Genomic DNA, 19,963 nt, shown 5'->3' on the forward strand with positions numbered 1-19,963 from the left:
GTCGGGGCAGCATGTTTAGATAATGATACTTTTTTATGCGAAAAGTCCTTGTTGTTGAAGATGATAAGTTTATCTCGGCGATTTTTACCATGTTTTTGCGCGAGCTTGGCCATGAGATGATCGGCAGATGTGCAGAAGGAAAGGACGCTGTGGATCTTTGTCATCGTTTAAGGCCTGATGTCGTGTTGATGGATATTCACCTTGAAGGGGAATTGGATGGTATACATACGGCCGAACAGTTAAGGCGTGAACTCGATATTCCTGTTATATATGTTTCATCAGATACAAGCAGCCAGGTGATAAAGCGGGCCATAGTATCCAATTCATATGGTTTTTTAATTAAACCTGTCAATAAAAAGGAATTGGGGATTGCTATTGATCTGGCCTATTACAAGCATAAAGTTGACCAGGAACAAAGAGAACGGGAAAGAGGCTATCGTCAGTTTATCAGTGAAGCTTCAATGCCATTGATGATCCTGCAGGATGGGCGTATTCAGTATCTCAATAACCTGGCACTCGATCTTTTTAAAACGCATTATATGGAAGATGTTTTACTGTCTCCATACATTGATTTTATTAGTGAGAAAGATAAGGAGTGTGTCAGGCAGTTACTCGATGAATTTACCATAAACGGGCACGGATTTGATTCTGTTAATATCGCTATGAACGACGTGCATGGCCAATCCTTATATGCCCAGATATCCGGGGCTTCAATAATCTTTAATAAAAAGAAATCCCTTCAGGTGACCTTAATGGATAATAGTCAGGCTGTATATGCTAAAAAAAGAGGAGAGGTGCTACTGAACTATATGGCAAATAAACAGTTGCCATACTTTATAACCGATAGCAGGATGAAAATTAAATCAGTTGCAGCTCATTCATTATTCGACGGTATGGAATTGAGTAACAAGCGCCTGAAGCAAATGCCTGAATCTTTTCAATTTAGTGAAACAGATGATAAGCAGGTCATTTTCACTAATAATGGAAAACAGTTTAATTTTGGCCTGCATGAAATTTATGATGCTGCGGGTAAAGTTTATGAATTAATATTTTTACCCCAATAGGGTTTTATCCGTGTATTGTTTTATGCATGTTGCCAACCAGTTCCTTCACTTCTTTTATTGACTGAATATCGCGCATCACCAGGTATAGTTTTTCCTTACCTTCTTTCATGGTGGCTTTCTTTGAATTGTGTTGGATCCACATTAAAATACCGCTAAAGATCGACGATTGGTAAAAAGGTGAATCCTGGTTAGATACAAAATAGAAATACAGCAGGTTATTCTTGAAAATAATCTTCTCAATACCCATTGTTTTAGCCATTCGCCGGATGCGGACCAGTTCAAAAAGACGTTGACCTGATTCGGGTATAGGGCCAAAACGATCAACCAGGTTGTTTTCGAAGTTCACCAGTGCCTCTTCTTCCTCCATGTTATCCAGTTCGCGGTAGAGATGCATTCGTTCCGCTACATTTTCAATATAGCTGTCGGGAAGGCGCAGCTCTGTATCTGTCTCGATCACACAATCGGTAACAAAAACAGTTGGGTTCTCATTTTCCTCCTCTTCAAATGTTTCTTTGTATTCTGTTTCCCTTAATTCAAGTAGCGCTTCGTTTAATATGCGCTGGTAGGTTTCATAACCGATATCTGATATAAAACCACTTTGTTCGCCACCCAGCACATCACCGGCACCCCTGATATCCAAATCCTGCATTGCAATGTTAAATCCACTGCCCAGGTCTGAGAATTCCTCAACAATCTTTAATCGTCGACGTGCTTCCTGCGTTAGTGTTGATAAAGGAGGTGCCATCAGGTAACAGAATGCTTTTTTGTTTGAGCGTCCTACACGTCCCCTCAACTGGTGAAGTTCACTCAATCCAAAGTTATGGGCATTGTTAATGATGATGGTGTTGGCATTAGGAATGTCAAGCCCTGATTCAATAATGGTGGTAGCTATCAATACGTCATATTCACCTTCAATAAAATCAAGCATGATCTTCTCCAGCTTGGGGCCTTCCATCTGGCCATGAGCTACAACGGTTTTTATCTCAGGTAAAATACGGTTGACCATGGCCTGAACTTCCATAATATTCTGAACCCGGTTATTGATAAAGAATACCTGTCCGCCACGTTCTACCTCGTATAAGATGGCTTCTTTAATGATTTCCTCATTCATCACATGCAGCTCTGTAATGATGGGATGGCGGTTGGGAGGTGCCGTATTCAGAATTGACAGGTCACGGGCTCCCATTAGAGAAAATTGTAAAGTACGTGGTATTGGTGTTGCTGTTAAGGTAAGGGTATCTACATTAACTTTTAGTTGCTTGAGTTTTTCCTTGATTGCTACACCAAAGCGTTGCTCTTCATCAATGATTAAAAGGCCAAGGTCTTTGAATTCAACATCTTTACCTGTCAGGCGGTGTGTGCCGATTAAAATATCAACCTGCCCCTCTTTTAGTTTCTTAAGAGCATTTTTTATGTCTTTGGGTTTACGTAAGCGACTTACATAGTCTATGTTTGCCGGGAAATCTTTCAAACGCTCCTTAAAAGTCTGATAATGCTGAAGAGCAAGAATCGTTGTTGGTACCAAAACAGCAACCTGCTTATTGTCGGCAACAGCTTTAAAGGCGGCGCGGATAGCAATCTCAGTTTTACCAAAACCAACATCGCCACAAACCAGCCGATCCATTGGCGTCGATTTTTCCATATCGTCCTTAACCGAAACGGTTGCTTTGGTTTGGTCGGGTGTATCTTCAAAAAAGAAAGAGGCTTCAAGCTCTGTTTGAAGATAGGTGTCCGGTGAATATGTAAAGCCTGGTTCTGCCTTTCGTTTGGCATACAGGGCAATTAGCTCACGGGCTATATCTTTTACCTTTTTCTTTGTTTTTTCTTTCAGTTTGGACCAGGCAGCCGTTCCCAGCTTGTTTATTTTTGGAGGTGTCCCTTCTTTGCCCTTAAATTTACTGATGCGGTGAAGGGAATGGATGTTGACCAATAGTACGTCATTGTCCCTGTAAACAAGTCGAATGGCTTCCTGGGGTTTGCCATTAACGCTTTGGGTTACCAGGCCTCCAAAACGACCAACACCATGGTCAATGTGTACAACAAAGTCTCCGGGATTAAGGCGATTCAGTTCCTTTAAGGATATGGCCTGCTGAGCAGCTTTGGCTTTTTCGGTACGAAGCGAGAATTTATGGTAACGCTCAAATATCTGATGATCGGTGTAGAAGCATAACCTGGCATCATGGTCAATAAATCCTTCGTGCAGACTGTGGTTTATTTCGCTGTATTTTAGTTTAATGCCTCTGTCGTGAAAAATAGCCTGCAGCCGCTCAAACTGTTTGGGATTATCAGATAATATATAGCAGTCGTATTCTTCACGCTGTTTTTCCTTCAGGTTCTCTTCCAGTAATTCAAAGTTTTTATGGAAAACAGGTTGAGGTGCTGAATTAAATTCAATGCTTGTTGCATTAGTTAAGTGAACATCATTGCCCAATGCTATGATCGGATAGTTCTGACATCCCTTAAAGAAGGCTTTAAAATCGCAAATGTCTTTTTCTGTCAGAAAGCTGTAGCTTTTCTCCTCATCTTCTTCATCAACTACAAAGGTATGGGCTGCTATTTTATCATTGATAGCAGTCATTCGCTGTTCAATAAAGTCGAAACTTTCAACCCATATTTTGCATTGAGAAGGCAAGTAGTCAGATAGCGAGGTAAGTTCTCTTGATTCTTGATTCTCTGTCAGGTTGGGAACAATGATCACCTGCTCCAGCTTTTCTTTTGACAGCTGATTCTCAAGATTAAACTTTCGGATGCTATCCACTTCATCACCAAAGAAATCGATGCGGTAAGGATCTTCATCAGAAAAAGAATAAACATCAACAATACTGCCTCGCACTGAATATTGCCCCGGTTCAAATACAAAATCCACACGTTGGAAATGATATTCATTCAGTACGTCAGTGATAAATGAAATATCAAGTTGATCGCCAGTGTTGACAATCAGGCGATTTTCCTCGAGAGACTCGGCTGTTAACACACGCTCGATTAATGCCTCGGGGTAGGTGACAACAAAAAGGTCTTTATTATTATTGTGTAATTGGCTTAATGCTTCAGTGCGCAGCAGTACGTTTTGCGAATCCTTTTGTCCATATTCAGGAGAACGCTTATAGGATGAAGGCAGAAAAGAAACGTGTTTGTTACCGCATAACTGTGCGATGTCATTATACAGATAAGCCGCTTCTTCGCGGTCATTCATAACAACCAGATGTGGTCCTTTTGATAATAAAGATGCCTGAATGACTGCCTTAAGACTTCCGCTTAATCCCTTTAAACAAAGTCTGCTGTCGGAATTAGAAATTGTATGCTCAATCGACTTTACCCGATGGTCGTTCCTAAATAATTCAAGTATCTGGCTAATCTCCACGTTCTGTTGTTTTGATGCAAAAGTAAAGAAAATGTGAAAGACTACATCAGGTGGAGGAAAGTGTCTTTGTTAGTAGACCGGTGACCAGCGATCATAGCTTAATAAACAGCTGTAATATCTGTCCTATGTATAGAACCTGGAGTTTTATTTCTTAAAATCCATTATTACCAGATGATTAGATGGAAAATAAAGAGGCTTTCCGAAAGTTAAATTGCACGCAAAGTGCGATAGCTATCGCAGCACTATGAAATACGCAAAGACCGCAAAGTATATTGCTTTTTCAAGCAATTCTTTGCGAACTTTGCACACTTTCTTTTTTGCGTTCTTTGCGAGAAAGCTTTTTATTTATGAACAGCCTCTTTGAAGGAGTATATACTATAATTGAATCAACTCTCCTTACCGTATTTTTTCAGGTATTGTTCCACCTTATCGATCATATTCTTTGATCCGGTATAAAATGGTGTTCGCTGGTGGAGTGATGTTGGTTGCAGCTCCATTATGCGTTGTTCGCCATTGGTAGCCTTACCACCTGCCTGTTCTGCTAAAAAGGCAATCGGATTACATTCGTAAAGCAGGCGCAGTTTGCCAGTGGGTGCATTTTCAAATTCAGGATAAATAAAGATACCACCTTTGAGCAGGTTACGGTGGAAATCAGAAACCAGTGAGCCAATGTAGCGCGATGAATAAGGACGGCTGGTTTTTTTGTCTCTTTCCTGGCAAAACTTAATATATCTTTTCACCCCTTTGGGGAATTTCTTGTAATTCCCTTCGTTGATAGAGTATATGGTTCCATCTTCTGGTGTTTTAATCGTTTGGTGCGACAGGCAAAATTCACCGATAGAAGGGTCGAGGGTAAAGCCGTTAACACCATCACCGGTTGTATATACCAGCATGGTTGAACTGCCGTATAGAATGTAGCCCGATGCTACCTGTTCAGTGCCTTTTTGTAAGAAATCTTCCATGGTGGCCTGCGTGCCTTCAGGTGTAATGCGCTTGTAAATGGAAAAGATTGTACCAATGGATACGTTCACATCAATGTTGGATGAGCCGTCAAGCGGATCCATCATAAAGACGTACTTGGCATTTTTAGCGATTTCATCATCAAAGAAGATGAAGCTTTCGTTCTCTTCTGAGGCAATGGCGCAAATTTCACCACAACTGTGCATGGCATCAATGAAATACTCATTGGCAATGATGTCCAGTTTTTTCTGATCTTCTCCCTGTACATTTGTATTGCCTGCTTCCCCAAGTATGTCAACAAGACCGGCTTTATTAACTTCCCTGTTGACAATACGGGCGGCTGTTCCCAGGTGGTGCAGCATGTGTGAGAATCCCCCGTCTGCCTTATACTCCAGCTCCATCTGGCTCTTAAGGATGAATTCGTTTAAGGTAGTAACTTCGAATTTTGTCATATTATTGGTTTTAGTAATAGACTGTAAGATTATCCAATGGTTTGATTTTTAACAATGACAAGGCTCACTTGTTGTGTGGTGAAAGGAAATAGTTATAAATTGAAAGTGATTTTTTATTTCGCAGGTTTTTACGAAACCAATTGAAGATGTAATTTTATAGCATGAGAGTATTCAAATTTGGAGGGGCATCGGTTAAAGATGGTGCCGGAGTCAGAAATCTGGCACAGATCATAAAGCAGTACGACGGGCAGTTATTCATAGTCATATCGGCAATGGGTAAAACGACCAATGCCATGGAAGCTATTGTGGAGGCTTATATGAAAGGCGACAGGTCATTGCTGGAGCAACGCTACGACGCTTTATGTGCTTATCATTATGATATTGTCAATGAGCTGGCAGAACTGGATAAGAATTGTATTGAAGACCTCCTGCTTCAACTTAAAACTAAACTGGAAAGTGAACCTTCGTTGAATTATGATTTTGAATACGATCAGATCGTGCCATTTGGCGAGTTGCTAAGTACAACAATTGTAAGTGCTTATCTGAATGCTGCAGGGCAGCTTAATGAGTGGCTTGATATCCGTCGCTACATCAGGAGTGATGATTGTTACAGAAGTGCCAATGTTAACTGGGAACTGACAAAAGAGTTGCTGGCGGGCTTATGTGTTAATGGTGATGGTAAGCTGTTTGTTACACAGGGGTTTATTGCCTCTACAGAGAATAACCTGACCACAACTTTAGGGCGCGAGGGTTCGGATTATACGGGAGCTATTATCGCCCATGTACTAGATGCTGAATACCTGGCTATATGGAAAGATGTTCCGGGTGTGCTCAATGCTGACCCGCGCTGGTATCCTAAAGCCACTAAAATTGATGAACTATCATACTGGGAGGCCATTGAGCTGACTTATTACGGTGCTCAGGTCATTCATCCCAAAACTTTAAAGCCTCTGCAAAACAAGAAAATTCCACTGTTGGTAAAGTCATTTGTAGAGCCACATAACGCCGGAACAATTATTAAATCAAGTGAGCAAAGCGGAGCGTTGCAACCCATATTTGTGTTAAAGCGAAACCAGATACTTATCTCTATGTCGCCAAAGGATTTTTCTTTTATCGTGGAAGAAAGCCTGAGCGACATCTTCCATGTTTTCTCGAAGCACAGGGTTAGCCTGAATATGATGCAAACTTCAGCACTTAACTTTTCAGTTTGTGTTGATGATTCAAAATATGTGAAGGCCGCTATTGAGGAGCTTCAGGTACAATTCGACTTGCGATACAATGATGAAATGGAGCTGGTAACAATTCGCCATTACAACAAGGCGGCCATTGATGAAATGCTTGGCGGTAAAGAGGTGGTTGATTCACAGGTTAGCCGAAAAACTGCCCGTTACGTTTTAAAAGCTTCAGAGTGGAAGTTTTAAGGATGTCAGATGTTGATAAGTTTAGGGATTGAAATGTGTAATGGATCACAGTTCTTTAACTTAATTCATCTTCACATAAAAAGCTGCTTTGTAGCCGCGTAGCTCACCGTCTTCGGTCAGAAACTCGTAGGCCAGTAGTACGGCATGTACCTTTTTGGTCATGACAAGTTGTTGCTCATCGAAATGCCATGTCTCCCAAAATTGTAATTTGGCCACCTTATCCCTGCTAAAGTCTTCCTGCTTTTCAATGGCTTTTATATCTGATGTTGACAATTCTTCGTGATCAAAGTAGCTAAAGGCCTTTGCTTTGTGGTTGTATACAGCATCAAATAGTTGGTCAACAAACTGTCTGCGCTCCAATTGGCTCAGACACTGCTCCGTCCAAAGATCCAGCGAGTCGGGATTTTTTATAACAACCGGGTAGATAATGGTATCGGCAATGCAAATGCCCGGAATATCGTTGTCAGCAATGACAGAACCTCCCGGCTTTTGTTTACAGGCATTGAAAATAAAAAAGAAGCACACAACTCCCAAAGTTATGTGCCTTATGTATTTATACTTATTCATATGATTTTTAGTATCAAGTATCAGGATGATTTACAAGCTGTAAATAGTTGTTCGTCTTATGTCTTGTGTTTACTGGTATCAAGATGATTTACAAGCTGTAAATAGTCTTGCGTCTTACATCTTGATACTTGTATCTGATTTACCTGTCGAAGCTCAGGCGTTCGCCTCTTACCTCGGTATTGACCTTGCCATTGGCATAAGCCGATTGACCGTTAACGAATGTTTGAACTACTTTGTGCGAGAAGCTTGTGCCTTCAAATGGAGACCAGCCACACTTGTATAGTATATTTTCAGGTTTTACTTCCCAGTTTTCATTGGGTTTCACCAATACTAAATCGGCTTTATAGCCTTCGCGAATATAACCACGTTTTTCAATCTCAAATAAAATAGCCGGGTTGTGACACATTTTTTCAACAACCAACTCGTAGGTAAAAATCCCTTGTTTTACCATTTCAAGCATTGAAACCAGAGCGTGCTGTACTAACGGGCCTCCCGATGGTGCACTGAAATACTTGTTATTCTTCTCTTCAATGGTATGTGGAGCATGGTCTGTTGCAACAACATCCAGACTGCCATCGATAAGACCCTTGCGCAATCCGTCCCTGTCGTGTTCGCTTTTTACAGCCGGGTTCCATTTAATGCGCGATCCGTATTTGTCATAGTCTTTATCAGTAAACCACAAGTGATGCACGCACACTTCGCCTGTCACCTTTTTGTCTTTAAGAGGCAGGTCCTTATCTAGTAAGTCCAGTTCTTCGGCAGAACTCAGGTGCAGTATGTGAAGTCGCGCACCATGCTTACGAGCCAGTGTCGATGCTTTTTTTGATGATTTATAACAAGCTTCTGCTGAGCGAATAACCGGATGGTATTTAAATGGCATGTCTTCGCCAAACTTGTTTTTATAAATGGTTGTATTTTCCTGTATAGTAGCCTCGTCTTCACAATGTGTGGTTAAAATAGTCGGACTCTCGGCAAATATACGTCCGAGTGTTTCCTCATCATCGACAAGCATGTTGCCTGTTGATGAACCCATAAATATTTTAATACCGCAAATCGTTTTAGGGTCGGTTTTTAATATTTCATCAATATTATCATTGGTAGCCCCTAAATAAAACGAATAGTTGGCTGGTGATACCTTGGCAGCAGCTTTGTATTTTTCTTCCAATACCTCGTGTGTGGTAGCCTGAGGTTTTGTATTTGGCATCTCCATAAAGGAGGTGATTCCTCCAGCCACAGCTGCACGCGATTCACTTTCAATATTGGCTTTATGTGTCAGACCCGGCTCACGAAAATGCACCTGGTCGTCAATGGCGCCCGGCAGCAGCAACAACCCTGTGGCATCAATTACCTTATCAGCTGCAGGTAATTCTCCATCTGAAATGATGGCTTTAATTAAATCATTTTCTATTAATACACTGGCGTTGGTTTTGGTGCCTTCATTAATGACAGTGGCATTTTTAATCAGCAGCGTTGACATGTTTTTATAGTTTATCAGTTTATACGTCTTTAGTTTGTTTTGGGATTAAGCCTCCGGTTTAAGGTCTCTGACCTTTGTTAATTAATAACAGGCTTTATTACGTTTGGTTGTACAGAATAGTAAAGTTCTGAATTATCAGTCTTAAAGTCCAACGATATGGATTTATGAACGATTAATTAAAGTTTATCAATTCAACTTATTAACGTCTCCAATCAATCATTCTCACATTCTCTCGTATTTCTTAAACCAACTTGCAACTTTCATTTTAATAACTCCCCAAACAGCCTCATTAAAAATCCCGCCACTCATTTTTGAGGTTCCTTGTGTACGGTCGGTAAAGATGATTGGTACTTCAACAATGTTGAAACCAAATTTCCAGGTAGTAAATTTCATCTCTATCTGAAACGAATAGCCTTTAAGTTTAATATTATCCAGGTCGATGGTTTCCAGTACTTTTCGGCTGTAGCATTTAAAGCCGGCAGTGGTGTCCATGATCTTCATGCCGGTGATGAATCGCACATATACCGATGCAAAATACGACATTAATACACGACCCATAGGCCAGTTAACAACATTAACACCTGATATATAGCGTGAGCCAATTGCCAGATCAGCTCCCTTTAAGCAGGCATCGTGCAGGTTGATAAGGTCTTTGGGAGGATGTGAGAAGTCGGCATCCATCTCAAAAATATAGTCGTAACCGTTCTCAACAGCCCAATTGAAACCTGTAATGTAAGCGGTACCCAAGCCTAGTTTGCCTTCGCGTTCCAGAATATGAAGCTGCTCAGAATGCTTTTCCATCAGGCTTTTTACGATATTGGCAGTGCCATCGGGCGAGTTATCATCAATGATTAATATCTCAAAGCGGCGGGGTAAATCAAAAACCGCATTGATGATGGCTTCAATATTTTCCTTTTCGTTATAGGTGGGTATAATAACCAGGTTGCGTGTGTTCTCCATATGTGCTTGCTCAAACGGTATTGCGATACATAATTTTAATAAACGCTAAAGGTAGTAAGAATTTTGTTAGAAGAGTTTTTTGCAATGGGCTTCTTGCTCATGCAGTGCCAAGGCATTAATTGAGTTCTTACCGCGCTGTGTTCTGTTTTTGTTGTGAATACCATAGCTAGAGTATTTGAGTGATTGAACTTTTCATTTTCAACAAACATACAAGATCCAAATGCTGTGGTCAATTACAATGCATGCATTGTAATTTGAGAAAAATGTTAAGTGGTAGATAGTGAGTTGAATAGGGTGTTTTTGTTGCGAGTTGAGCTAAGAACATTAACCATGAAACGTTAGAAAAAACAGGCTTTTGCACAGAAAACGCTTAAAAATTACATGATTAAAGCCTTTTTTAGCCTTTTTCGGACCATAATCGGTCCCGATTTGTGCCTTCTTCGGTAATTGTTCGGTAATTGTTCGGCTACGCGCGTAGCCGAACAATTACCGAACAATTACCGAAGAGCTTCCGAACAATTACCGAAGCAGATTCGGAGATGGTACAGAGCTGAGTGCAATAAATACCGAAAAAAAAGAATGGCTTTTAATAACTCAGGCAGGATTTGCACTAAGTGAAGTATGAGGTACTCCCAACAAATGTTTTAATATGGTTAATGACATACTAAATTCATGTGCAAAGCTATTACACAACTCTTTAAATACCACCTTTCTTGCAAATGTCGTGTTAATGTCGTGTTTTTGTAGTTGTAAAGTTGCCTGATTCAGAGTGACCTTTGAATAAAAAAAGAAAATGGAAACCGGAAAACTGATTAAAGAACTTCGAACTAAAAAAGGCATGACTCAGGAAGAGCTGGCCGATAAAACAGAAGTAAGTACACGTACCATTCAACGTATTGAAAATGGCGAAGTAGATCCGCAGGCATACACCCTTCAAATGATAGCCAAAGCACTTGATGTGGAATATGACTTGTTTATCAATGAAGAACCGGAGGAGAACAAAGAAGTGACGAAAAGCAATGACACGCACTGGTTGGCAATGCTGCACCTCAGTAGTATAGTACCACTTGTCTTTCCGGCTATCCTCATCTGGAAACATAAAAAGAATACCGTTAGCGGCATGGCACAGCAATACAGAGTTGTGATGAGTATACAATTAATGGTATTGGGCGTTATGCTTGCTTGCCTGTGGGTGTATTGGAAAGTGCATATCATCATGCCCCTGGTTGGAGTTTTGCTGGGCAATGCATTGTTTGCCATATTCAGGGCACTCCATGCTATGGCTGATAAAGCAGTTGTTAGTGAGTAAGGATGGCTTGAAGGGTAGCTATGAAGAAAGAACCTGACAGGTCTGAAGCGCCTGTCGGGTTACAATATGAAGCCCTATGGTTTTTCAGCCTCTTGTGCACTCCCCCAAAGTCGAACCGGCTACAGTTCTTATGTCTTTTTTTTTCGATTTAGAATCATCAGGCTTTTTCTCTCCTCCGCCAGGATAGCCATCGGGATCTCATCTCTCTTTTCTCCCTCTAAGTTGCTTCAAATCAACTATCAATCCATTTTTATTTATTCATTCATTTATTTCAGTATTTTTATTACATATTTAGAAACCAAACATCCCATAAAATGATTAACGACAAGTTCAGTGAAATAAGAACGTTTTGCGAAGCGAATGCCAGTCCTGAAATAGTGAAAAAGTATGAGCGTTATTTCAAAGAAGGCTTTGATGGATATGGTATCGAACAGAAAGTGTTTGAGAAACAAAGAGACGAGTGGATTACACAGTGGAAGGATGAAATGTCACTTGATAAACTGCTTGAGCTTGGAGATTTGGTTTTTAAGCAGGGACGATATGAAGAAAAATCATTTATCATAGCTTTGCTTCGGGCACAACGGGAGCATTATAACAAAGATACCTTTAATCGGATTGGCAATTGGTTCGATTATGGCATAGATAACTGGGCAACAACCGACGTACTTTGTATGCTGGTGATGTCAGCCTTATTAAACGATAAAGTCATAACAATTGATGAGTTAAGCACATGGAATAGTGCCCCATCGGAATGGCAAAGGCGTGTAGTTCCTGTAAGCCTGGTTGAGTTGTGCAGGAATGATCTGGATGCGGAGATAGCCTGTACAGCGGTTGAAGCTTTGATGCCTGATCAATCGGAATACGTGCAGAAAGGCATTGGTACTTTATTACGCACTCTGTGGAAGAAACAACCGGAACCTGTTGAAGCCTTTCTGTTAAAATGGAAAGATGAATGTGGCAGGTTAATCGTGCAATATGCCACTGAAAAGATGGATAAGGAGTATCGTAAAAAGTTTAGGAAGACAAAGAAATAAACTGCAATACTTCAAACCATAACCCAATATGAAAACCCTACTTTTTATTTTTGCTCTTCTAAGCATTCAGCTTTTATCATTTAGTCAGGTGGTATCCGGCTTTGTACTGGATCAATCAAACAATGCTCCCATATGCTTTGCTACTGTTTATTATAACGGAACATTTGCAGGAACATCGAGTGATGAGAAAGGCTATTTTGAATTAAAGCGATACGAAGGCAATGTCAGGCCTGTAACCGTCAGTGCTATAGGATATTATTCGCAAACTCTTGAGTTGGATGAGCAAAGCGGTTCATTGCTTATTCGTCTGCAGCCCAAAACATACCAATTGTCAGGTGCCACTGTGGAAGCAAAATCACTTGAAAGAAAAAGGCGACGATACCTGAGGCTGTTCAGGAATGAATTCCTGGGTACAGGGTATAATGCAGAGCATTGTAAAATAGTTAATGAGGAGGATGTTACTTTTAATTACAATAGCGACAAGGATACAATAAAGGCATATGCCCTGAAACCAATTGTCATTGAGAATTGTGCATTGGGCTATAGGGTTGTGTATTATCTTGATACGTTTGAATACTATAAAAAAGAGCAAGCCACTTTTTTTGCCGGTAACCTTAAGTTTGAAGAAGATTTGTCTTTAGGAGCTAATGATATAGAAACCTATCAGCTGCGAAGAGAAGATGCATATAAGGGCTCTCGCATGCACTTTTTTCGCGTTCTCTGGGCCGAAGAATTAGAAGCTTCATTATTTAAGATCAGAAATGAACAAAACGTCTTTCTTACCAGTGAAGAAGTTTTGAAAATGGACGAAAATCACAATAGATATTTCAATTATCCGGGGCGCTTGCTTATCCAATATGGGGGCAGCAGGAGTATCATAGAGTTTATAGCTGCGCCTGTCTATTTCGATGAAACGGGTTTCTTTAATCCCGGTATTAAATGGAGTGGACGCATGGCATTACAGCGTGTGGCAGACTGGTTACCTTATGAATATCAAGACGAACAATAACCTGTTTCAGAAGCTCATTATGCTTCAAAAATCCATATTGTAAATCAATTATTTAAGAATAACAGAACTCTTTAATTTTTAACGAAATCAGGTTAATGGATTTTGAAATGATAAGCTTATATTCGGGACAGAAAAGAAATTGTTAACTGTGATGATGGCAAGAAGAAACTACCTGATAATGCTTATAGCAAGCTTGCTGCTGCTCGGAGCCTGCAGGCCCGCTGAGTACCAAAAAATACCAATTGAGTCACTGGATTCAAAATTGAAAAGCCGCGGAAGTATAATTGTCAGGGATATTCTGAAATCGATTAATCATAAAGACGGAGCAAGGTATTTGCTGGATAAAGATTATATGACCCCACTGGTTCATGGGCGTATTATGCATAACACACAAATCTACCGGGAGGCATATGGCTACATTCCGATGACAATAGGGAAAATTTCAAGCTTTAGTTTATTCCAGGTGCTTGATAAGGGATTAATTAAGACAATGAGGTATCAGCTCAAAACCGATGCTGAAAACCTGGAATTTGTAGAGTTAAAGATTGATGTTAATATTGAACTGGGATTGGCCGACTATTACCTGTATATAACAAGTAAAGATGGATTACTAAAGAGGGAAAATATATTACCAGCAGTAGCCAAATAGGAAAGAGATATTATAACGATGAATAAAGTTGACGCAATTATAAAAGCCCTGGATTTGAGTCCACACCCTGAAGGAGGCTATTTTAAAGAAACCTACAGAAGTGTAGGTGAAATACAGGAAGACAGTTTAAATGATGAATATAAAGGCAATAGAAATTATTCAACATGTATCTACTTTCTATTGACTTCAGGTAACTTCTCGGCTTTTCACCGGATCAAACAGGATGAGATCTGGCATTTCTATGACGGTTCGCCCATTAAGCTTCATGTCATTACTCCCGAAGGCTATTATTCACATCATATGATCGGTCGCCATATTTCAGAGGGAGAAATACCACAGTTTGTGGTAACAGGAGGGTGTTGGTTTGCCGCAGAAGTGGTTGATAAAGATGCCTGGTCCCTGGTTGGGTGCACCGTGTCACCTGGTTTTAGTTTTGATGATTTTGACCTGAGGCCTCGTAAGGAGCTGGTGGCATTATATCCCGAACTGGAAGATGTTATTACCAAGCTGACCCATGAGTGAGAGCTCATTTAATTGTCCATTTATATTTCTATCCTGTTGATTTTGAACTAATCAATTGTATTTGATGTTTTGCTTTAGAATAAAGTTTAAACCACAAATACTAAAAAAATGGGAAAGAAAGTTGTGTTGATTACCGGAACAAACAGTGGATTTGGATATTTAACAGCGAAAAGTGCAGCAGCCAAAGGCTACACTGTTTATGCCACCATAAGAGATGTGAATGGGCGCAATGCCGGGCGGGCTAAAGAGCTGGCAGCTGTTGACAATGTGAATGTGATGGAGCTCGATGTAACCGATGGCAATGGTGTCAACAAGGTGGTTGCCGACGTGATCGCCAAAGAAGGTCAGCTGGATGTGGTGGTTAATAATGCCGGGTTTTATGGTGGCGGATTAGCCGAGTCCTATACTGCCGATGATATTGAGAAAATGTTTGATGTTAATGTCAAAGGTTTGTGGCGTGTTACAAAAGCCAGCCTTGCTCAAATGCGCCAACAAGGCGAAGGACTGATCATTAATATCTCCAGTGGTCTTGGACGCTTCTCTGCACCGTTTATGACAGTTTACAACGGAACCAAGTTCGCAGTTGAGGGTCTTACCGAAGGCTTGCATTACGAAGTGCGCCCCCTGGGTGTTGACGTGGTGTTGATACAGCCCGGTGCTTTTCCTACCGAGATATTTGGCAAAACGGCTTCCGGCTCTGATCAATCAGTTGTCGAAGGTTATGGTGACCTGGCTAAAGTGCCTGAACAAATTGGCGCGGGTATGGGGCAAATGTTTGAAAGTATGAAACCTGATCCGCAAATGGTTCCCGATGCTGTTCTGAAATTAATTGATACCCCCAAAGGACAAAGACCACTGCGTACAGTTGTTGATGCCATGACCGGTGAATTTATTGAGAAAGCCAACAGTCAGGTTGCTGAGCAATACGCCGGCTTTTTAACGGCTTTTGGAATGAAAGATATGTTGCGGTAATACATACCTTATACTATTGTTTATATGTCCCATTATTTCTTCTTGAAATAATGGGATTTTTCTTTGGGCAGGAAGACAAACACAGCATCTTTATGTTCATGAACAACAGGAAAGAAAAGAGAACATTAGTACTCTAATCCGTTTCATTCAAAATATATCGGGGGCATTGGAATTGTTAACTTTCATACCGGAAAATATTAAAAATACATTTCAATGAAAAACACACTACTATCCGTCCTGCTGCTTTTGGGCATTCATTCCTTATGTTTCTCACAAGCCGTCTATGAAGATGAGCGCTATGTACCTGAAACTGATCCATTGGTATTGGAGAAGTTGTCTGAATGGCAGGATATTAAGTTTGGGCTACTGATGCATTGGGGCACCTATAGCCAATGGGGTATTGTTGAATCGTGGTCGCTTTCTCCTGAGGAATATGGCTGGTGTGAACGAAAAGCGGGAAGTAATCCTGGTAATTACAATGCCTACAAAGCTGAGTATGAAGGGCTGATTAATACATTTAATCCCACTGAATTTAACCCTCAAAAGTGGGCCGAAGCAGCACGAAATGCAGGGATGAAATATGTTATTTTTACTACTAAACATCATGATGGATTCTGCATGTTTGACTCAAAGTATACCGATTATAAAATCACATCACCCGATTGTCCGTTTTCATCAAATGCAAAGAGTAATATTGCAAAAGAGATTTTTTCTGCATTCAGGGATCAGGGACTTTGGGCAGGGGCATACTTTTCAAAGCCCGATTGGCATGTCGAGAGTTACTGGGACCCCAAATATCCACCCCGTGACAGAAATGTGAATTATGAGCCGGAAGCCAATCCTGAAAAGTGGCAGGAGTTTATAGACTTTACACACAATCAAATGTTAGAATTGGTGTCTGACTACGGCAAAATTGACATTATGTGGCTTGACGGTGGCTGGGTGGCCAAAACCCCTAAAAATGAAATTACCAGTTGGTATGATGTACAGCTTAAGAACAGTGATAATGGCTACATAAAGCACCGTATAGTCAATCAGGATATTAAAATTGATGAGGTTGTAGAAAAAATGAGAGAAAAGCAACCCGGATTAATCGTTGTTGACCGGGCAGTGCATGGTATCAATCAAAATTATTTAACGCCTGAAAACAGGGTGCCTGAAAAAGAATTGCCTTATCCATGGGAGTCGTGTATTATTTCAGGTGGAGGCTGGTCGCATACCAAAAATGCCAAGTACATGAGTGGGAGAGAAGGCGTGCAGATGTTGGTTGATATTGTAGCCAAAGGAGGAAACCTACTATTGAATATTGCGCCCACACCTGAAGGGGAGTGGCAACAGGGAGCTTATGATCTGCTGAGCGAATATGCCGACTGGATGGCGATAAACAGTGAAGGCATTTATAAAAGTAAAACCCTTGCTCCTTACAAGGAGAATAATATTTGTATGACACAGCAGGAAAGTGGAGAAACGTACTTTTTCTATATGTGTGAGAAAGAAGAAACTGATATGCCCGCAGTTATTACCGTTAACTCGCATCAACCTGCTAAAGGCGCGACTGTCGAGCTACTGGGCTACTCCAAACCTCTAAAGTGGAAAAAAGAGGGTGAGGGTTTTAGGGTGATGATTCCGGAATCGATACTAAATAAACCACCTTGTGATCATGTATGGACCATTAAGGTGTCCAAATTGAAAGACTAATAATTGATCTGAAGAATTTAAAGCTTCCCGGCATCATGACTAAATGAGCAGGGAAGCTTTTTCTATTTTTGAGACAAAATCAATAGCTGTTGCTCATAATCACCTCTGGATACCATTATTTCATGCATATGCGTATTGGCCCAGGTGGCCAGTTGATGAAGATGTGGTAACAGGGACATTCCCCTTTCAGTTAACTGATACTCTACTTTAGGAGGTATTTGAGGATAAACAGTTCGCTTAACAAGTCCATCGGCTTCAAGCGACTTTAATGTAACGGTCAGCATTTTTTGCGAGATGGTACCTATGTATTTGTGAATCTCATTAAATCGTAAAACAGATTCTTCTTCCAATAACATCAGAATCAGTACCGACCATTTATCTCCAATCCTGTCAATTATATTTCTGACAGGGCAATTTTCCGGATTATTGTATTTCTCAAATAATTTTTGCTTCATAACTACCTGATAAAGAACATTGCTAACTTTTAAGTAACTATCTGACTTCTTTGTGCGTTCTTGATTGTATTTCAGTTACTTAATATCTTTGACTTACCAAAAGTAAGTATAATACTATTGGTAATCAATTGTTGAAAAGATATTAATTAAAACCAGAAATAATGAAAGTAGGAATAACAGGGGCCACAGGTCAACTTGGCCAAAAGGTCATTGAAAAGTTAAAAGGAGAAGTACCGGCAGAAAACATTGTTGCATTGGTGCGTACACCTTCTAAAGCCAGTGATTTAGGTATAGAAGCAAGGGCATTTGATTTTAATGAGCCGGAGAACATGTTAAGTGCGCTGGAAGGTATTGACAGGCTGCTGCTTATATCAGGCAATGAAATTGGCAAGCGCGCTGAACAGCATAACAATGTTATCAGTGCCGCAAAGCAGGCAGGTATTGGGTATATTGTTTATACCAGTTTATTAAGAACTGATAATACAAGTATTTCTCTGGCCGGAGAGCATCTTGAAACAGAGAAAATGATCAAGGCTTCAGGGATATCGTATACTTTACTGCGTAATGGCTGGTATACAGAAAACTATACCGCATCAATTGCCGACGTTCTAAAAACCGGAGCACTTTATGGTAGTTCTGGTAATGGGTTAATCTCATCTGCAACGCGAACTGACTTTGCTGAGGCCGCAGTCAAAGTTTTAACAACAGACGGGCATGCCAATAAAACCTATGAGCTGGCAGGCGATGAGGCCTACACTTTAAGCGACTTTGCTGCCGAATTGTCAAAACAGACAGGAAAAGAGATTCCCTATGTGAATTTGCCGGTGCAGGATTACGAAAAAGCGCTTCTTGAAGCAGGATTACCTGAACCATTCGCACAGTTCCTGGCAGGTTCTCATGTTTCAACGGAAAAAGGCGACCTATTTGATAATGGTCAACAACTTTCTCATCTTACAGGTCGTCCGACAACATCACTAAAAGATGCTATTGCAGAGGCTTTGACAGTAATTAATTAATCCATCAAAAAAAGAGTTTGCATTTATAAAGCGTAAATGCAAACTCATTTATAAATCTAAATCAGGCATTATAATTCCGACCTCAGTTTATTACTTTTATGGCAGATGAAAGAACCGATCAAAAAATATCCGTTTAAAGATGGCTTGCCACTTGAGTTTGAGATTTTAGACCTGAGTCAAACATTCAATGACAAGCGTTCGATGATGGTTGTGCCGCACCGGCCCCAATTCTATCATATACTCTGGATAGAAAAAGGGATCGGTACCCATTATATTGATTTTAATCCTGTTCGTATTGAAGATGATAGTGTCGTTTTTGTGGCGGCTAATTCGGTCAATCGTTTCGATCAGGATGGAATCTACCAGGGTAAATCAATTATTTTTACCGACGGTTTCTTTTGCAAAAATCAGCAGGATGCTCAATACCTGCGTTCGTCTTTACTTTATAGTGATTTATATGGAGTGGCACGATTGAAATTAAACCCCGCTTATTCTGAACTTAAGGTGTTACTCAATGCCATGGAGTCAGAATTCATGCGAGAACAAGACGATATGCAATATGGTATTCTTCATAATCTGCTTCATATATTCCTACTACAGTCAGAACGGGAAATACGTCAACAGGGTTTCGAAGAATTAAAACCCAGCATTCAACTTGACTATCTTGTACAGTTTAAAGATCTACTCGAGGAGAACTTCAGGAAAGAACGTTCTGTGAATAAGTATGCTTCAGGGATGGGTATCTCTGATAAACAATTGCATAAAGCCACAACTAATCTATTGGATAAAACACCAAAGCAAATTATTGATGAAAGAGTTATTCTTGAGTCAAAGCGCTTGTTGGTACATAGTTCAATGGCAGTTAAAGAAATTGCTTATGAGTTGGGCTATGAGGAACCAAGTAATTTTATAAAATTCTTTAGAAAACATGCACGGGTAACACCTGCTGAATTCAGAGAGAGCTACTGAACCACTGTCGGGGAGAAATCTACCATTTAAAGGCGTAAACTGACCTTTATGCGCCTGCTGTTTCACGC

Annotated in this window: 17 protein-coding genes; 11 read left to right on the forward strand and 6 right to left on the reverse strand. The window is 40.4% G+C overall.

Annotated elements, in window-relative coordinates; all coding sequences use genetic code 11:
• Positions 1-35 precede the first annotated feature (35 nt).
• Entirely contained in the window at positions 36-1,064 is a 1,029-nt protein-coding gene (locus ACRD69_RS02995) for a response regulator (RefSeq protein WP_430813580.1), read from the forward strand.
• 4 nt (positions 1,065-1,068) lie between these two features.
• On the opposite strand, the gene mfd is transcribed toward ACRD69_RS02995, so the two are convergent.
• Both mfd and fbp read right to left on the reverse strand, forming a co-directional pair.
• Entirely contained in the window at positions 1,069-4,425 is a 3,357-nt protein-coding gene (gene mfd / locus ACRD69_RS03000) for a transcription-repair coupling factor (protein ID WP_430813581.1), read from the reverse strand.
• Positions 4,426-4,811: 386 nt separating this feature from the next.
• Complete coding sequence (gene fbp, locus ACRD69_RS03005) at positions 4,812-5,837, reverse strand: class 1 fructose-bisphosphatase (RefSeq protein WP_430813582.1); 1,026 nt, start codon at positions 5,835-5,837, stop codon at positions 4,812-4,814.
• A gap of 161 nt (positions 5,838-5,998) precedes the next feature.
• Between fbp and ACRD69_RS03010 the strand changes: the two genes are divergently transcribed.
• Entirely contained in the window at positions 5,999-7,258 is a 1,260-nt protein-coding gene (locus tag ACRD69_RS03010; RefSeq protein WP_430813583.1) for an aspartate kinase, read from the forward strand.
• 60 nt (positions 7,259-7,318) lie between these two features.
• On the opposite strand, the gene ACRD69_RS03015 is transcribed toward ACRD69_RS03010, so the two are convergent.
• The 3 genes from ACRD69_RS03015 to ACRD69_RS03025 form a co-directional block, all read right to left on the reverse strand.
• Entirely contained in the window at positions 7,319-7,825 is a 507-nt protein-coding gene (locus ACRD69_RS03015; RefSeq protein WP_430813584.1) for a hypothetical protein, read from the reverse strand.
• A 139-nt stretch (positions 7,826-7,964) separates the two neighbouring features.
• Positions 7,965-9,302: a dihydroorotase gene (locus ACRD69_RS03020; protein ID WP_430813585.1), complete on the reverse strand. Its 1,338-nt coding sequence runs from the start codon at positions 9,300-9,302 to the stop codon at positions 7,965-7,967.
• Positions 9,303-9,524: 222 nt separating this feature from the next.
• Positions 9,525-10,262, reverse strand: coding sequence for a polyprenol monophosphomannose synthase (locus ACRD69_RS03025; protein WP_430813586.1), 738 nt, complete (start codon positions 10,260-10,262; stop codon positions 9,525-9,527).
• 793 nt (positions 10,263-11,055) lie between these two features.
• Between ACRD69_RS03025 and ACRD69_RS03030 the strand changes: the two genes are divergently transcribed.
• The 7 genes from ACRD69_RS03030 to ACRD69_RS03060 all read left to right on the forward strand — a co-directional run bounded on the left by ACRD69_RS03030 (position 11,056) and on the right by ACRD69_RS03060 (position 17,455).
• Entirely contained in the window at positions 11,056-11,571 is a 516-nt protein-coding gene (locus ACRD69_RS03030; protein WP_430813587.1) for a helix-turn-helix domain-containing protein, read from the forward strand.
• 314 nt (positions 11,572-11,885) lie between these two features.
• Complete coding sequence (locus ACRD69_RS03035; RefSeq protein ID WP_430813588.1) at positions 11,886-12,605, forward strand: DNA alkylation repair protein; 720 nt, start codon at positions 11,886-11,888, stop codon at positions 12,603-12,605.
• A gap of 28 nt (positions 12,606-12,633) precedes the next feature.
• Positions 12,634-13,614: a carboxypeptidase-like regulatory domain-containing protein gene (locus ACRD69_RS03040; RefSeq protein ID WP_430813589.1), complete on the forward strand. Its 981-nt coding sequence runs from the start codon at positions 12,634-12,636 to the stop codon at positions 13,612-13,614.
• A gap of 151 nt (positions 13,615-13,765) precedes the next feature.
• Entirely contained in the window at positions 13,766-14,263 is a 498-nt protein-coding gene (locus ACRD69_RS03045) for a hypothetical protein (RefSeq protein WP_430813590.1), read from the forward strand.
• Positions 14,264-14,281: 18 nt separating this feature from the next.
• Entirely contained in the window at positions 14,282-14,785 is a 504-nt protein-coding gene (locus ACRD69_RS03050; protein ID WP_430813591.1) for a cupin domain-containing protein, read from the forward strand.
• A gap of 108 nt (positions 14,786-14,893) precedes the next feature.
• The gene (locus ACRD69_RS03055; protein ID WP_430813592.1) at positions 14,894-15,757 is read left to right on the forward strand and encodes an SDR family oxidoreductase; all 864 of its coding nucleotides are present in this window, start codon (positions 14,894-14,896) and stop codon (positions 15,755-15,757) included.
• A 213-nt stretch (positions 15,758-15,970) separates the two neighbouring features.
• On the forward strand, positions 15,971-17,455 hold the full coding sequence (locus ACRD69_RS03060; protein ID WP_430813593.1) for an alpha-L-fucosidase: 1,485 nt from the start codon (positions 15,971-15,973) through the stop codon (positions 17,453-17,455).
• A gap of 62 nt (positions 17,456-17,517) precedes the next feature.
• Here ACRD69_RS03060 and ACRD69_RS03065 read toward each other — a convergent pair whose 3' ends face one another.
• Entirely contained in the window at positions 17,518-17,910 is a 393-nt protein-coding gene (locus tag ACRD69_RS03065; RefSeq protein WP_430813594.1) for a winged helix-turn-helix transcriptional regulator, read from the reverse strand.
• A gap of 161 nt (positions 17,911-18,071) precedes the next feature.
• Between ACRD69_RS03065 and ACRD69_RS03070 the strand changes: the two genes are divergently transcribed.
• Together ACRD69_RS03070 and ACRD69_RS03075 are read left to right on the forward strand one after the other, a co-directional pair.
• Positions 18,072-18,926: an SDR family oxidoreductase gene (locus tag ACRD69_RS03070; protein WP_430813595.1), complete on the forward strand. Its 855-nt coding sequence runs from the start codon at positions 18,072-18,074 to the stop codon at positions 18,924-18,926.
• A 105-nt stretch (positions 18,927-19,031) separates the two neighbouring features.
• Positions 19,032-19,895 (forward strand): AraC family transcriptional regulator, encoded by an 864-nt coding sequence (locus ACRD69_RS03075; RefSeq protein ID WP_430813596.1) that lies wholly within the window; start codon positions 19,032-19,034, stop codon positions 19,893-19,895.
• The last annotated feature ends 68 nt before the right edge of the window (positions 19,896-19,963 follow it).

It is taken from the genome of Carboxylicivirga agarovorans (assembly GCF_050589845.1).
Classification (GTDB): domain Bacteria; phylum Bacteroidota; class Bacteroidia; order Bacteroidales; family Marinilabiliaceae; genus Carboxylicivirga; species Carboxylicivirga agarovorans.

Excerpts from the sequence above, each read along its gene's own strand:
- ACRD69_RS03065 (WP_430813594.1), bottom strand. The coding sequence starts at position 17,910 with ATGAAGCAAAAATTATTTGAGAAATACAATAATCCGGAAAATTGCCCT.
- ACRD69_RS03025 (WP_430813586.1), bottom strand. The coding sequence starts at position 10,262 with ATGGAGAACACACGCAACCTGGTTATTATACCCACCTATAACGAAAAG.
- ACRD69_RS03075 (WP_430813596.1), top strand. The coding sequence starts at position 19,032 with ATGAAAGAACCGATCAAAAAATATCCGTTTAAAGATGGCTTGCCACTT.
- ACRD69_RS03035 (WP_430813588.1), top strand. The coding sequence starts at position 11,886 with ATGATTAACGACAAGTTCAGTGAAATAAGAACGTTTTGCGAAGCGAAT.
- ACRD69_RS03040 (WP_430813589.1), top strand. The coding sequence starts at position 12,634 with ATGAAAACCCTACTTTTTATTTTTGCTCTTCTAAGCATTCAGCTTTTA.
- ACRD69_RS03010 (WP_430813583.1), top strand. The coding sequence starts at position 5,999 with ATGAGAGTATTCAAATTTGGAGGGGCATCGGTTAAAGATGGTGCCGGA.
- ACRD69_RS02995 (WP_430813580.1), top strand. The coding sequence starts at position 36 with ATGCGAAAAGTCCTTGTTGTTGAAGATGATAAGTTTATCTCGGCGATT.
- ACRD69_RS03015 (WP_430813584.1), bottom strand. The coding sequence starts at position 7,825 with ATGAATAAGTATAAATACATAAGGCACATAACTTTGGGAGTTGTGTGC.
- ACRD69_RS03020 (WP_430813585.1), bottom strand. The coding sequence starts at position 9,302 with ATGTCAACGCTGCTGATTAAAAATGCCACTGTCATTAATGAAGGCACC.
- ACRD69_RS03070 (WP_430813595.1), top strand. The coding sequence starts at position 18,072 with ATGAAAGTAGGAATAACAGGGGCCACAGGTCAACTTGGCCAAAAGGTC.
- ACRD69_RS03045 (WP_430813590.1), top strand. The coding sequence starts at position 13,766 with ATGATGGCAAGAAGAAACTACCTGATAATGCTTATAGCAAGCTTGCTG.
- fbp (WP_430813582.1), bottom strand. The coding sequence starts at position 5,837 with ATGACAAAATTCGAAGTTACTACCTTAAACGAATTCATCCTTAAGAGC.
- ACRD69_RS03030 (WP_430813587.1), top strand. The coding sequence starts at position 11,056 with ATGGAAACCGGAAAACTGATTAAAGAACTTCGAACTAAAAAAGGCATG.
- ACRD69_RS03050 (WP_430813591.1), top strand. The coding sequence starts at position 14,282 with ATGAATAAAGTTGACGCAATTATAAAAGCCCTGGATTTGAGTCCACAC.
- ACRD69_RS03055 (WP_430813592.1), top strand. The coding sequence starts at position 14,894 with ATGGGAAAGAAAGTTGTGTTGATTACCGGAACAAACAGTGGATTTGGA.
- ACRD69_RS03060 (WP_430813593.1), top strand. The coding sequence starts at position 15,971 with ATGAAAAACACACTACTATCCGTCCTGCTGCTTTTGGGCATTCATTCC.